Source organism: Xanthomonas sp. 3058 (assembly GCF_014199765.1).
Taxonomy (GTDB): Bacteria; Pseudomonadota; Gammaproteobacteria; order Xanthomonadales; family Xanthomonadaceae; genus Xanthomonas; species Xanthomonas campestris_B.
This window is the reverse complement of record NZ_JACHOF010000024.1, coordinates 1-14,776: the sequence shown is the minus strand read 5'-3', so window position 1 is coordinate 14,776 and position 14,776 is coordinate 1. Positions and strand designations below refer to the sequence as shown.

The following is a 14,776-nucleotide window of genomic DNA, read 5'->3' as shown; positions in this document are numbered from 1 at the left end:
CGGATATACCTTCGTATCGTCCGTGTTCCGGCATGGCGGCAGGCGCTGCGGCCGCAACGGGACCATTCGCCTCGAGGTTCGCGCTCAACCGACGACCAACAAAAAGGCCCCGGACATGCCGGGGCCTTTCGTTCACTGCTGACACGCCATAGGGTTAGCGGAACATGCGTGCATGCTCACACGTGTCCCGCTCCCGCACTCAGAACTGCCAGCGCACACCGATATTGGCGTTGGTGCTGTTGGCATCGGAACGACCGCGCTCGGCGCCCACATTGCCGTAGATGGAGAAGGCATCGTTGAGCTGGTAACGCACGCCGACCGATGCACGCAGCGACTGCCTGGACACCGGCTCGCCGGCCACGTTGAAACGCGCTTCCGGCAGGCCGGTGAACCACGCGGTGAAATCCGAGCTCGGGTTGCCCAGCAGCGAGCGGTAGGCGATCAAACCGTCCAGGCCCCACTTGCCGCGCGCCAGATGGCCACGCACACCCACCTCGCCGTAGCCGGCGCGCAGCGTGTCGCTGTTGGCGCTCAAGCCCAGCCCGGTGATCGAGGCCTCGCTGAAGGCATCCTGGGTCTGGCTGACCACACCTGCGGCCACGAACGGCGACAGCCCCGCATGCGGCATCAGGCCGACTTCGGCGCGCAACGACCAATTGGTGTCGTGGCGACGATCCTGCAAGCGCTCGCCAATGCTGCCGGCCTGCACGTTGCGTTCGGTTTCCACGTTGCTCATGCCGTACGAACCGATGCCCGACACGTACGCCTGGCCGATCGGCTGATACAGGTATGCGGTCATCGCATAGCGATCAGACCGCAGGCGGCTGGCCGATGCCGCGATGGTTGCGCGGTCCTGGCCGGAGCTCAGTGCCGCACCGACGATGGTGCCGGCGTTCCCCATCGGCAGGTCCACACCGATGGTGGTCGCCTGCTGGGTGTAATCGGCCGACGCAAACCCGCTGCGGCTCAGATCACCGTCCAGGTAGCTGCCCTGCATCCACGTCGTCAACGTGGTGGTGTCGGCAAGATAGGGCAGGCGGTCGGCCGCCACACGGGCGTCGTTGAGCGCGGACTGGAAGCCCAACGTGCGCTCGATCCCGTGCACCTGGCCGGCCAGGGTCGGCAGCGACGCGGCAACCTGTGCATCGGTGGCGCCCAGCAGCGAACCGGTGGCGCTGATCAAACCGCCCAGGTTGTCGGTATCGCCGGAAGCCACACGCGTATCCAGCACCTTCACCAGCGCATCGGCCTGCGTGGCACCGTTGACCACCGCTTGCGGCGCACCGGCCGCCTGCGCGCTGGCAGCGGAAGCATTGCGGGTCAGCGTGGCGGTGACCGTGGTCGGGTCGTAGGCCAGCGCGGCCGTCCAGAAGAAATTGTTGGCGTACTGCACACGATCGAACGTGCCTTGCACGACGCCGGCCTTGACGATCTTTTCGCTGCTGCCGACGCTGTAGCCCGCCGCTTCCGGCAGCAACAGCAGATTGCCCTTCAGGCTGGCCTGGCCGGTGACGGTCAGACCCTTGCCCAATTCGAGGGCGGTGGTGCCGGTCGTGTTGACCAGGCTGTAATTACCGTTGATGACACCGCCGCGCGATTCGAACGTGGCCGAGTTGAGCACGAGCACGTCCGAGCGCAGGCTGCCGGACAACGCCAGCACGCCGTCGCTGATGCTGGTGCCGCCGGTATAGGTGTTGTTGCCGCTCAGCGTGAGCTTGCCGGCACCGTTCTTGGTCAGGCTGCCCGCGCCGGCGATGTCGTTGCTGAAAGTGCTGTCGTAGCCGGAGCTCACGTTCGCCGACCAGTTGCTGGCGAATTGGCCCGGACCCTTGATCGCCTTGGCCGCATTGACCAGACCAAAGCCATACAGCGCATCCACGCCGGGATCGCCCAGGTCGGTGGCGGTGGTCAACAAGGTCTGCTGCAGGTTGGAGGCGCTCATCCACGGATACACGCCCAGCACCTGCGCGGCGATACCGCTCACTGCGGCGGTGGAGAACGAGGTGCCGGCGATCTGGCCCTGCAACTCGGTCCCGGCCAAGGCCGGCGCGGTGTAACTGCCCGGCGCCACCAGGCACCACTGCGCGGCAGCGCCGCAATGGTTGGAGTAGCTGGTCAGCCCGGCGGCATTGCCGGCGGCGTCGATGTTGATCGCGCCCACCGCCAGCCAGTTGTTGCGCAGGCTGGCTTCCTGCACCGGCGTGGCTGCCGGATAGGATGCTTCGCTCGCCCCTTCGTTGCCGGTGGAGGCCACGATCAACGCATCGGCCTGCACCAACGGGCTCAATGCGTATTTCCAGGCCAGTGCAGCGTTCGCACTGCTGGCCGCATCCGCATACGAGGCACCGATCGACAGGTTGGCGATGCGCACGCCGGCTGCAGCCAGATCCACCGCTGCGCTGCGGGTCTGCTGGGTGCCGCAGGAATTTTCGGCGCAGATGCGCGCATAGAACAGGTCTGCATCAGGCGCGACACCGCCGGCAAAACCGTCTTGCGCGGTGCCCAGCACCAGTGCCGAGATGACGGTGCCGTGGCCACGCAACGCGTTGGAGGACGACTCCGGCGTGCCGGGGCTGGCGGTGTAATCGGTGAATCGATCGACCTTGCCGCTGATCGGCGCGTAACTGGTGACCAGGTTGTCGTCCAGCACCGCCAGCTTCACGCCCTTGCCGGTCGCACCGGCCTGCTGGGCCAGATCCGCATTGGTCGGCACCAGCAGGTTGCTGCCAACACCCTGGTAGCGAGCCGGCGCCGGGGTTGGCGTCGGCGTCGGGGCCGTTTTGGGCAGCGGATCGGCGGTTGTTCCCGGCGTGGTGGGCGCTGTAGGGGTGGGTGCGACCATCGTGCTCTGCGGCGGGTCACTGCGGACGTTGCCACCACCACCGCCGCCACAAGCGGTCAGGACAAGGCAGGATGCGATGGTCGTTGCGAGTAGCGAGCGATTCATAAGTTGGTCGGTTCCAGTCATTTGGTGCGCCGCTACAGCTGAATATTCGAATTTGGCGCAAGAGGTTCCAGCGCCGGCAGTTCGCAGGCGAGGCGTTTAATTTCACGTCTTATTCACTTTTTATTGCCGGCACCTCCTTCCCTTAGGAGATGCGCTACGGTGAACCTGGCAATCCTGCGGAGTGGTTTGCGGACTGCTTACGAGATTGTTTAACGGCGCTGGCCAATAACTCTAAAATCTGAATGGTCAGTTGCAATTCAGAGAAAAAGTCAATCGATAGTCACTTCCGACTTAATCAATAGCCAAACGCAATTAAAATCCGCCTAGCAATCTCTACGGCATAGAAACGTGATAGCGAACGCTACAATAAACCATCACATTTCTCAGAGGGCGGCAATCCTAAATGCGACGTGTAGTGCAGGTAATCAGGGAATCACGTCTAGGATGTCGGAAACTTTCTGACGGGCTGTAGCGGATTCAAGCGTATGTCAGTGGTTCTAACGGACTCTGCCGTAACAGCGTTCGATCTTCGCATGTTATTCAGACATGGCTTGAATTGCCTGCCTCGATACTTGCGGGTTATCGATAACTGAATCGGAATTTATACTAGGCAGTCGTTAGCGGCGTCAGCCATTGTGCGTAATTCAATGCTTTTCCTACAAGGATTCCCCAGAGTGCATGGCTTGGGAATCAATTCGGATTGTGAATATTCAACAAAGCGCAAGACTGGACCGCGACGGTTGACGTCACCGCAACAGGCAATTGAGCGGAAACTTATTCAATACAGATAGGGCGCTGAAATGCACCACCAAGACGCAGGGCGCTGCGGCCGATTGCTGGAATGGCGTACACATCCGTGGGCATGGCTGCTGCCGGACCGGACAACGCGCCGGCTCAAGCAGCGTGCGTACGCGGTGCAGCGGCCGAGACGCCGTGATTGCGTCCGTCGATCAAGGCCAAGAGCGGTGGCACACGCTGTCGGCGCATATCGGCGGTTGTTTCAGTGCCCTGGGACAACACAGCCGCAGTGCGCCGGTTCCGCAGCACCGTGCAGAACCACGGCGACGCCGCACAGATAAGCAACAACCGCAGGCGGTACCGTAACGCCGTTACGAATTCTCGATCGGCACCGGCGTGGTCGCCAGCATCTGCGCTTCCAGGCGCAGCAGATATTCGCTGAACCCGCCGGTGGCGCGGGCGTTGCGGCGGGCGCTGGTGTTCACCACGGGCGCGACCAGGCGCGCGATCTGCATGCCGGCGCGTTCCAGCGCGCTGACAAGTTCGACATCTTCGCTCGACGTCACCGCAGAGAACCCGCCAGCGGCCAGATAGGCGGCAGCGCTCATGCCAAGGTTGGCGCCATGGACGTGCGGATGCCCATCCTGGCGGATTTCGCTCTGCAGGAAGGCGTGCTGCGTTTCCGGCCGGAAGTCGTGCCAATCGGTCACCTCCACAACGCCGCAGAACACATCTGCCGCACAACCGAGCTGCGCCGTCAGCCAGTCCGGCGGTACGCAGCTGTCGGCATCGGTAAAGGCAAGCCAGCGCGCACCGCGTGCGATCGCCACCGACGCTGCTGCGCCGCGCGCCATGCCCACGCCGCCGCTGGTCTTGAGCGTCATCACCCCATGTGCGCGCGCGATTGCGCCGGTCATGTCGGTGCAACGGTCGAGCGCGACATGGATTTCCACCGGCTCTCCACCCAACTGCGGATGTCTGGCTGCCAGCAGGACGGATTGCAGGCATTGTCCGATCAACGCTGCCTCGTTGTGCGCCGGAATGGTCACCGCAATCATCGCAGGCGCTCTTGCTGGGCGATCGAAGGGCCCGCCATCCATGCCTGCAGGAGGAAATCGGCATCCTGGTAGGTACATAGCGTCGGCAACGCCAATCCGTTGTCGAGTGCGTGGTGTATCTGCTCGGCGCTGCGCAGCGCACCTTCAAAATCATGTCGCCAATGGCAGGCGATCAGGCAACCGCGCGCGCTAAGCGACTGGGCAAAACGCGAGATGGTGTTTTCAAAGGCTTGGTCGTCGAGGTAGTAGCCCACTTCGCTGAAGACGATCAGATCGAAGCTGCCCTCAGGCCATTGCAGCGGATGCGCCGCTTGCCGCAGTACCACGTTGTGCATCTGCTCAACGCGCACGCGCGCCAGCTCGACCGCCTGCTGCGAAACATCGGTGCCCAGCAATGCCGCGCAGCGCGCACCCAGTGCTGCGGTCAGTTCACCATTGGAGCAACCGAATTCCCAGCCATGTTCAAACATGCGATAGGGCAGGGCGCCAAGCAGGATGTCGCGCTTGCGCTGCTCGTACCATCGGGAGCGATAGCCGAACGGATCTTCATCGGCATAGAGCGCATCGAAATGCGCCACGTTCAGCGCGGTCATCGGAAGAAGACCTCAAACCGGCGTTCAAAACGTTCCAGCACATGCGGCGGCAGGATGGGATTGGCGATAGCAGGCGTGCACTGGCCGGTTTGCGTGGCGAACCGGGCGATGGCGCGCGTCTTGGCATCGGCAATGTCTGCCGACAGGTCGAAGCGCAACGCGCGCGCGTCCTCGAAGACGCCGTCGCCGGGGCGCGACCAGTGCCAGGCCCAGACCGGATACTGCAGCAGACTTGCCGCGTGCCGGTTACATGCCGTCTCGGCCGCACGGGCGGCCGCTTCGTGGTCGGGATGGCCGTCGCGTCGCCAGGTCACCAACACCAGGTCGCCTGGCTGCAACAAGGTGCCAAGCGCATCGGCAATGCGATCCTGCAGGGAGGACAGCGCGCCGTCGCCCAGTCCGAGATGCACAACCGACGCCACCGGCAGGCCGAGCTCGCCCACGGCGTCTTCCAATTCGCCGCGGCGGACAGGAGCGAGCAGACGCGGCGCCCAGCCAGGCGCGTCGGGATAGGCCAATTCGCCGTCGGTCAGCGAAACGATCCGTACCGGCAGGCCGGCAGCCTGCGCGGCGGCAATCAGTCCACCACAGCCGAGCACCTCGTCGTCGGGATGCGGCGCGACAACCACCAGGCGCGCACTGTCCTGGATGAGCTGGGCGAGCGAGGCGCGCGGCATGTCTTGCAGGCAGGAGGCCTGTCGCCACTCCTGTTCTGGCGTGCCCGTGCCGTGGATCTGCTGTCCCATTAGAGGGTCCATGTGCGGTCCTCCGCATGGCATAGCTCACCCAGTGCCTGCAGGTCGCGCTCGGCATGATGCTGTCGAATGAACACCGCCAGATCTGCACACCGCTGTGCGTGCGCGCGGTTGCCGCACAGCGGGCCTGGCCCGAGTGCGCGTGCGACACGGTCGATGGTGTCGCGCGCCAGCGTTTCGACCACGCTGCGCGCCTGCAGCACCGCACGCAGATGCGGTCGACCCGGATGCGTATCGATGTGCTGGGCCAGCTCGCGCAGCAAGGCGCCGGCAGCAGCCAGGCCGGCATCGATGGCGCCCAGGTGTGCCGCCGCATGCGGGTCGCGGCCGCTGCGCGGCGCGGCACGCAACAGCTCGGCGACAGCGGCGGTCGCGCCGAACCAGCAGGCCGCGATGCCCGCGCCGCCGTGCCAGAAGCCGGGGCGTTGCAGATAGCTGCCGGGTGCTCCGACCTGAGTTGCGGGTGTGGCGGCGAAGGTGACGGTCGCGGTCTCGATGTCTTCCATGCCGATCGCCTGCCAACCGCTGGCATCGATGCGGATGCCCGGTCGATCCAGCGCTACGGCGAACAGGCAACTGGCGCCATCGTGCTGGGTGGTTACCAACGCATGGGTCACCGACGCGGCGCCCGAGCACCACGCCTTGGTTCCTTCCAGCGTGCTGCCGGTGAAACCTAGATCGACGCCGGGAGGCTCCGCCGCCCACACCGCCCAGCGTTGTCCCGGCGCCATGACGTCGGCGGACAGATCCGCGCAGATCGCTTGCGCGTCGTAATGGGCTTCCAGCAATTTCGCCACGCACAGGTCTTCGGCGGCGATGGCGGCCAGGGCCTTCCAGCGTTCGAGTGTTTGTCCGCGTCCTGGCAGGGGCAGGGACGGATGCGAGGCAAGCCAGCGATCGGTCAGTGCATGGTCGAGGCCGTTGCTGCGTGGCGACGTGTCCGGTTCGGCAGACACCGGATGGTGCGAAGGAATACATACGCTCATCGCAAAAAACTAAGCAGCGCGCAGTGCAAACAGTGTGATGCAGCGCGAGAAATTGCCGCGGCGCGGCGCTTGTGCGTGCGATGGCTGCGGCGCGGCGCAGGCCTTGCGCAATCCGGGGTTTGCAGCGCTCGCTTGGGCGGCAGGCAGATCGCAGCAAACATTGCGGGAACGGCGTAGAAAAACGCAAACCGGCGGGCATCGCTGCCCGCCGGTTTGCGTCGTCGTGATCGCTGCCGATGACTGCAGGCAGGTGCTCACGGTGTTCTGCACCGAGCTGCGGAACGCGGCCACGCCATCGAGATAAGCGAAGCCGGTCGGCAGTGCCGGACGCGTGCTGGAGTTGTGGAAGATGCCGAACAGATCCTTCAACGACTGGATATGCGCAGCGCTGCCGTTGCCACTGGTGTAACCGGTGCGCGCGGTAGCCCTTGGCGTGGAACCCTATCGCACCGTCGCCAATACCGCGCATATTTGCGGTGGCGATGAAGGCACACCGATTCCACGTCAGGTGGAAAGATCCTCTCATCACCGTACCCATCACATGACAGCTGGCAGCATCGGGCCATGTTTCGACAACGCCCCAAATGAGTCCGCTATGAATTCAACCGCCATGCCTGCCCGATGCTGGGCCATCCATCCGTTCCATGCAGCCGTGCTCGGCGGTGTGTGGCCGCTGTTTCTTGGTGCATTCCTGAGCGATTACGCGTACTGGAGCAGTCATCAGATCCAGTGGGCCAATTTCGCGGCGTGGTTACTGATCGGTGCGATGGTACTGACGACCATCGCACTGCTGTGCGCAATCATTGGCTTGGTTCGCGGCAGCCGCAACGTCATCTACCTCATCGCACTCGGTGCGGCATGGATCGCTGGCTTCTTCGACGCGCTGCATCATGCGCGTGATGCCTGGGCCATTATGCCGGCAGCGTTGGCCTTCTCCGCGATCGCAACCCTATTTGCGCTGGTGGCCACCTGGTCAGGCCTGTCCGGGCTGCGCGTGGGAGGTGCACGATGAAGCACACCATCTCCGTCTTGAGCGTCTCCATCCTTGCGACCGCGCTTGCAGGCTGCGGGCAGGCGCCCGATCTCAAGCAACACGGTGCAAGCCCGGAATTGCCCGTGCCGGATCGGGGCTTATTGCCCGACATGACGATCGCCAAGCCCACAGCGTGGGGCGAGCGTAAACCCACCGTGCCTGCGGGCTATCGCATCTCGGCAATCGCCACCAATTTAGGCATTCCACGCCAGACGCTGGTGCTGCCAAATGGCGACATCCTGGTGGCCGAAGGGCGGGGCGGTGGCGCGCCGAATCTCAAGCCCAAGGATGTGATTGCCGGCGCGATCAAATCCAAGGGCAACACCTCGGTCAAGAGCGGCAACCGCCTGACGCTGCTACGCGATGCCGATGGCGACGGCACCTACGAGCTCAAGACCATATTCGCGGACAAGCTCAACGCGCCATACGGGCTTGCACTGATCGGCAACGCACTCTACGTCGCAAATCAAGATACCCTGGTGCGATTCGACTATCGCGACGGCCAGACCAAAGCCAGCGCTGCGCCGAGCAAGGTCACCGATTTGCCGGCAGCCATCAACCATCACTGGACCAAGGCCCTCACCGCCAGTGCCGATGGGCGCTATCTCTATGTCGCCATCGGCTCCAACAGCAACATCACCGAGCGCGGCATGATTGCCGAGGTCGATCGCGCGCAAGTCTGGCAGGTGGATCCGGCAAGCGGCGCGCACAAGAGCTACGCCACCGGCTTGCGTAATCCCACCGCGTTGGCAATCCAGCCCGGTAGCGGGACATTGTGGGCAGTGGTCAACGAGCGTGACGAAATCGGTCCGAACCTGGTTCCCGATTACCTCACGTCGGTGCGCGAAGGCGGATTCTATGGCTGGCCATATAGCTACTGGGGCAAGAATGTGGACACCCGCGTGATGCCGCAGGATCCGCAAAAAGTGGCCTCGGCGCTCGTGCCCGATTATGCATTGGGCTCGCATGTCGCCGCATTGGGCGTCGCATTTTCATCCGCTGCGATGGGCGCAGCGTTTGCCGATGGCGTGTTCGTCGGCGAACACGGCAGCTGGAACCGCGCCCCGCCGGTTGGATACAAGGTGGTGTTCGTGCCGTTCCGCGACGGACGCCCGGCAGGTGATCCGATCGACTTCGTTTCCGGCTTCTACGGCGACGATGGTTTGACCCGCGGCCGTCCGGTGGGCGTCAGCGTCGACCCGCGCGGCGCGCTGATCGTTGCCGACGATCTGGCCAACACGATCTGGCGCGTCACACCGGAGACTGCGGCCGCTTCGCCGCAATAAGCGCTGCAATGGACGCTTGCCTGCCCGGCTCCTTGAGGAGTCGGGCAGGTTTGCAGCACGGCTGCTGGCGTGTACTGCTTAGTGCGTCGGCCATGAACGCATACAGCGTGCTTCCTGCGCACGAGCACTGGCGCGATAGGCAATTTCATCGCGTTCGCCTACAGTGCGTCCCCCGCGCTGCATATCTGGCGTGGGTGTCATGCGCAGGATGTCATTGGCAACGCAATCGGCTGACGAGCTGAAGACAAGGCAAGCGCAGACGGACCTGGCTTTGCCGATCGCCCAGGGAAATTGTTGTTGATGTTGTCCAGATGTTTGCTGTTTCTTTGCATCGCGCTATTCGCTTCACCCGTTGCTGCAGTAGCGCTTGTCGGCCGGGTCACCGTGACCGATGGCGACACCATCACCTTGGCGCACACGCGTATTCGGTTGTGGGGCATCGATGCGCCGGAGAGCGCCCAGCAATGCACCTCCCGCGATGGAACCGCGTGGCCATGCGGTCGTCGTTCGGCTGCGGCACTCGATGCCTATGTAATGGACAAGACGGTGCACTGCCAACCAAAGGACACCGACCGCTATGGACGCATCGTTGCCGAATGCTTCGTGCAAGGGCAGTCGGTCAACGGCTGGATGGTCAGCGCGGGCTGGGCGGTGGCGTACCGCCAATACGCCACCGCGTTCGTTGCAGACGAACGCGTCGCGCAAGGACAAAAACGCAATATCTGGCAAGGAGCCTTCCAGATGCCGGTCGACTATCGACGCGGCAAGCGCAACCAGCCTACCGCTCGCGCTAGCGCCAAGGTGCAAACGCTCGCGCCTGGCAACTGCGCCATCAAGGGCAATATCTCAAGCACGGGCAGCAAGATCTTCCATGTGCCGGGACAGCGTGATTACAACCGCACCAGCATCTCTCCCAGGAAGGGCGAGCGCTTTTTCTGCTCCGCGCAGGAAGCGATCAACGCGGGATGGCGACGTGCGGCACGCTGAAGCAGCGTACGGTCCAGTGGGTGCCAAAACGCGGGGGGATCTCACTGCAATCAGCGCTCGGCCGTGGGCAATACACGCGACATCGACATCCTGTCGCTCCGAATCTTACAGCCAAGGCATTGAATTCATCAGCGAAAAGTCTGCTCTCAGCTGCGCCACGTCTTAATCGTCCAAATCAATCATCCAACCAGCCTGCGATCGAGGCATGTTCAGCTACACCGTTGTAATCGTGATCCTTGTATTTGTAACCTTCGGCCCTAACCCACGCTTCTGGAAGAAGATTCAGAGTCTCCATCAGCTGGCTGTCGCTGCAGTGTTCTTTCAGGCATTGCAGAAAGATAAACTGACCTCTCATGCAGGTGAATAGCAAAAGCGGATCCACAAAATCATCGTGGAAATCGAGATGAACTTTTTCTTTTATCCTCTCGTCCACGCGTGTGTCGTCGTGATTCCGGACTGCCTCAAGGATGGCAATATGTTTGTCAGATCGCCGCTCGTGCGACAGCTTCCACAAAAATGCCTGTGTGCGTTCTACTCGCGCCGCATCAAGGTGCTTTGCCCACGCATGATCGTGTTTGGCCCAATGCAGCGTGCTATCCCAAAGATGAGGCAGCAAATCAGGCGAGTAGATCCCGTTGTAGCCGTTCTTGATCCACCCTCTCAGGGCATTCCCATCGTCTTGCGGCGCCGCTTCAAAATAGGAACTGCGAAAGCTCAGGGCGATACCGGTCCAGTCGACGCTCCAGGCATGAATGTCGGGATGGAATACGGCGTCCGGAATCGTATCCAGGGCTAACCGACACTGGCTCCTGAACAGGCGTTTTTCTTGAATGTTTAGGAAGGACGTCTCGAACAGGTCGTCTGAATAGCTCAGGGCGAATACGGAAAGCATCTGGCCAAGGTCGTGTTCGCCAATCATGGTGTCGGATCCCATCCACCTTTCATGGAAACATTGGACGTCGCAAGAACACACGTGGGTGTGTCAGGCGTGGGGCAGGCCATTGCCGCAACACGTCGGAGACGAGAAGTCGGGAGGGAGAAATGCACAGACTCATTTGCCGGGATGCAGGCAGAGCAGCGCAGCACACTTCAATGACGCCTGGCCGGCGATCGCTGCACATCGAAGAAAAAGACACAACCCCGCCAGGAGCGAGGCCGTGTCTTAGGCAACGTGACGCATGTCTAGCTCATGCCTGTGCGGTCTTGCGCGTGGCGAACTCAGGATTTACGGCAGATCGCACTTAAGCTTTGCATCCACATAGTAGGGCTTGGGAACATCCGGATTCTTGCTGGTCCGTTCGAACACCACTTCGAACGATTCCATATCCGGCTTGCCCTGACGTTCGGTGCAGGCATCCTGCAATTTTTTCTTGACCGCCGCGATACCCGCATCGCGGTTGGCACCGTCGGCGCTGTTGGTCAACTGGCCAACCTCTGCGAATGCCAACGGGCTGGCGCCCAGCAATCCAGCGACCATGAGAACGTGCAGCTTCTTCATACAATCTCCTTTGCTATGTCGATATCCGTCGTGTCCGGCGATGCGGTTTGCCACACGGCCCTGGCTGGGCTGGCTACCTCATCCGGCGCGACGACAGGATAGGGCAGGCGAGTTAAGGCTCCGTGGGGATGCGACCGCTTGCCAGCGTTGGTGATCGCAACGCCGGCTTCGGCTTCGCGCAGGAAGCCAATGATCTGTTCCTTGGAAAAGCCTTCTTCACGTCCAATCTCCTCCGGGTAGGGAATTGGACTCCAAACTGAGGCGCTACTCAAAATCGGGGGGACGTCGCAGCCTCGCAATCTGGTGCAACGACTCGCCCTGCCGCCAGCGGTCCCACATCAGGGCCTTGTGGCTGTCGGTGTACTGAATCCTTGTCCTTCGCTTCATCCGCAACACTCCTGCTGCTTGGGCAGCTGTCTGTGTTTCATCGAACATATGAAACCGCCACCCAAAGCGGACACCACGGGCGACGACTCAGCGCCATTTCGTCGGCGATCCGGGTGATTCATCGGCGGCTTCTGTGGCTTGGTCGCAAACGGATCGCCACGCCCCCGCGCGGATGGCAACTTGCAGCGGCCATCACGTCGACCTGGAGCCCCGCATGACCCCCGTTGCCCTGTATTCGCCCGATCCGGCCCGCGGCTGGCTGCCCTGGGCCTGGCTGACGCCGATCCTGATGATCCTGTTCAACGCGGTACCGGTGATCGCGCTGGACGGGTGGATGCAGTCGCAGCATTGGTCGACGCCGCGCGGCGATCCGATCGGCCTCGCTGGCTTGTATGCGCTGCTGTGGATCGGCTTCGCGCCGACGCTGGCGGCCGTGCTCGCCTGGGTACGCTTCGTCGAAGGGCGCTCGCTGGCGAGTATCGGGCTGACCGGTCCGTCGCCGCTGAAAACCTTCCTGCGCGGACTGGCCGTTGGATTCGGCACGATCGCGCTGGTCGTAGTCGCGATCTGGATGGCTGGCGGCATGCAGGTGGCGGGCTTGGGGCAGGCCTGGCGGTCGCCCGTCAGTCTGCTGCACATCGGTCTGCTGCTATTGAGTTTCATGTTCCAGGCGAGCGTGGAGGAAGTCATCTTCCGCGGCTGGATGCTGTCGGTGGTGGCGCGCAAGACCAATGTCGCGGTGGCAGTGCTGCTGGTGTCGCTCGTTTTCTGCTTCCTGCATTTCAGTCCGCACCAGCCGCCCCGGGTCATGCTCGGCACGTTCCTGTTCTCGCTTCTCGCCTGCGCCTGGGCGCTGCGGACCGGCAATATCTGGGGCGTGATGGGCTGGCACGCGGGGTGGAACTGGTTGCTCGCGACCGGCTTCGAACTGCCCGTCACCGGCATGGATGCGCACTTGCCGGCGCTGCTGGTGGCGCTGCGCCCGCAAGGCCTCGACACCCTGACCGGTGGCGCGCAAGGGCCGGAAGGCAGTTACCTGTGCAGCGTCTTCCTCGTCGCCGCGATCGCGTGGATCCAGTGGCGAAAGACGCGCGGAGCTCAGAACTTCTCGCCGACCAGCAGGTAACGCCACTGCCCGGGCGGCATCGCCCCGTCCGGGCCCTTGCCGATCGGATGCTGGTTCGCGCCGTACCGGCGACGACCAAGCAATGGAGCGTCTGCTAGCGCTCGGTGGGCCGATCGACGCTCCGCTACGGGGCTTCTCGGTATCGACCGACCCGCGGCCGGGCCCTCGCTAATCGAGAAGGCCTTGCGTCTGCGGCGGACGCGCCAGATCGCTCCACTCATCGCGCGCGGCGCCCTCGAAACGGAGGTTGCTACGAAGCTGCAGACTGATACGCCCAGGGTTTCCTAGACATCTCATAGCCATGGAAAATGGCAGATTCGGAGGTGTCCATAAGCAGCAAGCGGTATACGGATGAGTTCAAGATCGAGGCGGTCCGGCAAGTGACCAATCGTGGTTCAAGGTGGCAGAAGTCGCGGAGCGACTGGGTGTCACCACGCACAGCCTCTACGCCTGGCTGCGCACGTTCGGCAAGCCTGGCGTGGTGCAGCGCGCCGAGGTGAACCAGAGCACCGAGGTTCGGCGGCTGAAGGCAGAGTTGCGTCGAGTGACCGAGGAGCGCGACATCCTAAAAAAGGCCGCCGCGTACTTTGCCAAGGGGTAAAGGCAAAGTACGCCTTCATGCAAGCCCACTGCGGGGAATTCAGGGTGTGTGCGATGTGCCGGGTGTTGCGGCTCAACCGGGCGGGTTATTACGCCTGGTTACGCTCGCCCGACGGTAAGCGCGCAAAGGAAGACCAACGCCTGCTGGGATTGATCAAGCACCACTGGCTGTCCAGCGGCAGTGTCTATGGGCATCGCAAGATCACCATGGATCTGCGCGATTTGGGTGAGCGTTGCAGTCGCCATCGGGTGCATCGGCGGATGCGCACCGAGGACTGCGTGCCCAGGTGGGCTATGGTCGCAAACCGCGCTTCCATGGAGGAATGCAGTGCAAGGCGGCGGCCAACCTGCTTGACCGGCAGTTCGACGTGACGGAGCCGGACACGGCCTAGGTGTTTGATCCCAGGTTTTGATGGTGCATTATTTTCCCTCAAATGGAAGGAAGCACTATGGGCCAGGTTCTGCACGGGAGCGCCACCACGACAGAGGCGATCCGTCGAGCGATACAACATAGTCAAGAGAGCCTAAGAACGCTTTCCAAGCGCTACGGCATCAATCAAAAGACAGTGGCGAAGTGGAAGAAGCGGACCTCGGTCGCCGATTTGCCAACTGGGCCGACGCAGCCGTGTTCCACCGTGTTGTCCGTTGAGGATGAGGCGGCGATCATTGCTTTCCGCAAGCACACCTTGCTGCCGCTGGACGACTGTCTCTACGCACTGCAGCCTAGCATCCCGCATCTGACACGCTCCTCGTTGCACCGCTGTCTGCAGCGCCATGGCATC

At 62.8% G+C, this 14,776-nt stretch carries 13 protein-coding genes and 2 pseudogenes; 6 read left to right on the top strand and 9 right to left on the bottom strand.

What is annotated here, in order from left to right; all coding sequences use genetic code 11:
- Positions 1 to 199: 199 nt before the first annotated feature.
- From GGR61_RS18905 to GGR61_RS18880, 6 genes are all read right to left on the bottom strand, one after another.
- Positions 200 to 2,947, bottom strand: a complete 2,748-nt coding sequence (locus tag GGR61_RS18905) for a S8 family serine peptidase (protein ID WP_184623304.1) — start codon at positions 2,945 to 2,947, stop codon at positions 200 to 202.
- Between the two features lie 1,109 nt (positions 2,948 to 4,056).
- Positions 4,057 to 4,743 (bottom strand): glycosyltransferase family A protein, encoded by a 687-nt coding sequence (locus GGR61_RS18900; protein ID WP_184623302.1) that lies wholly within the window; start codon positions 4,741 to 4,743, stop codon positions 4,057 to 4,059.
- The gene (locus GGR61_RS18895; protein ID WP_184623300.1) at positions 4,740 to 5,336 is read right to left on the bottom strand and encodes a class I SAM-dependent methyltransferase; all 597 of its coding nucleotides are present in this window, start codon (positions 5,334 to 5,336) and stop codon (positions 4,740 to 4,742) included. Before GGR61_RS18895 ends, GGR61_RS18900 begins: the two co-directional genes overlap by 4 nt.
- A complete protein-coding gene (locus GGR61_RS18890) occupies positions 5,333 to 6,094 on the bottom strand; it encodes a PIG-L deacetylase family protein (protein ID WP_184623298.1) in 762 nt (253 codons plus the stop codon). The genes GGR61_RS18895 and GGR61_RS18890 overlap by 4 nt, the downstream gene beginning before the upstream one ends.
- A complete protein-coding gene (locus GGR61_RS18885) occupies positions 6,082 to 7,077 on the bottom strand; it encodes an acyl-CoA dehydrogenase (protein ID WP_260288760.1) in 996 nt (331 codons plus the stop codon). Before GGR61_RS18885 ends, GGR61_RS18890 begins: the two co-directional genes overlap by 13 nt.
- 9 nt (positions 7,078 to 7,086) lie before the next feature.
- On the bottom strand, positions 7,087 to 7,446 hold the full coding sequence (locus GGR61_RS18880; protein WP_184623296.1) for a hypothetical protein: 360 nt from the start codon (positions 7,444 to 7,446) through the stop codon (positions 7,087 to 7,089).
- 226 nt (positions 7,447 to 7,672) lie between these two features.
- Here GGR61_RS18880 and GGR61_RS18875 point away from each other — a divergent pair, with 226 nt between their 5' ends.
- The 3 genes from GGR61_RS18875 to GGR61_RS18865 all read left to right on the top strand — a co-directional run bounded on the left by GGR61_RS18875 (position 7,673) and on the right by GGR61_RS18865 (position 10,383).
- Positions 7,673 to 8,089 (top strand): hypothetical protein, encoded by a 417-nt coding sequence (locus GGR61_RS18875; RefSeq protein WP_184623347.1) that lies wholly within the window; start codon positions 7,673 to 7,675, stop codon positions 8,087 to 8,089.
- Positions 8,086 to 9,396: a sorbosone dehydrogenase family protein gene (locus GGR61_RS18870; RefSeq protein WP_184623294.1), complete on the top strand. Its 1,311-nt coding sequence runs from the start codon at positions 8,086 to 8,088 to the stop codon at positions 9,394 to 9,396. The genes GGR61_RS18875 and GGR61_RS18870 overlap by 4 nt, the downstream gene beginning before the upstream one ends.
- 300 nt (positions 9,397 to 9,696) lie before the next feature.
- Positions 9,697 to 10,383: a thermonuclease family protein gene (locus GGR61_RS18865; RefSeq protein ID WP_184623292.1), complete on the top strand. Its 687-nt coding sequence runs from the start codon at positions 9,697 to 9,699 to the stop codon at positions 10,381 to 10,383.
- Between the two features lie 175 nt (positions 10,384 to 10,558).
- On the opposite strand, the gene GGR61_RS18860 is transcribed toward GGR61_RS18865, so the two are convergent.
- From GGR61_RS18860 to GGR61_RS18850, 3 genes are all read right to left on the bottom strand, one after another.
- Entirely contained in the window at positions 10,559 to 11,317 is a 759-nt protein-coding gene (locus GGR61_RS18860; RefSeq protein WP_184623290.1) for a hypothetical protein, read from the bottom strand.
- A gap of 291 nt (positions 11,318 to 11,608) precedes the next feature.
- Entirely contained in the window at positions 11,609 to 11,881 is a 273-nt protein-coding gene (locus tag GGR61_RS18855; RefSeq protein WP_184408486.1) for a hypothetical protein, read from the bottom strand.
- Entirely contained in the window at positions 11,878 to 12,153 is a 276-nt protein-coding gene (locus GGR61_RS18850; protein WP_184623288.1) for a hypothetical protein, read from the bottom strand. The genes GGR61_RS18855 and GGR61_RS18850 overlap by 4 nt, the downstream gene beginning before the upstream one ends.
- Before the next feature lie 329 nt (positions 12,154 to 12,482).
- On the opposite strand from GGR61_RS18850, the gene GGR61_RS18845 reads away from it, so the two are divergent.
- The 3 genes and pseudogenes from GGR61_RS18845 to GGR61_RS18835 form a co-directional block, all read left to right on the top strand.
- Entirely contained in the window at positions 12,483 to 13,394 is a 912-nt protein-coding gene (locus GGR61_RS18845) for a type II CAAX endopeptidase family protein (protein ID WP_260288737.1), read from the top strand.
- Positions 13,395 to 13,723: 329 nt separating this feature from the next.
- Positions 13,724 to 14,383, top strand: a pseudogene (locus GGR61_RS18840) (IS3 family transposase); the annotation flags it as partial.
- Between the two features lie 60 nt (positions 14,384 to 14,443).
- Positions 14,444 to 14,776 (top strand): annotated as a pseudogene (locus GGR61_RS18835) (IS481 family transposase); the annotation flags it as partial.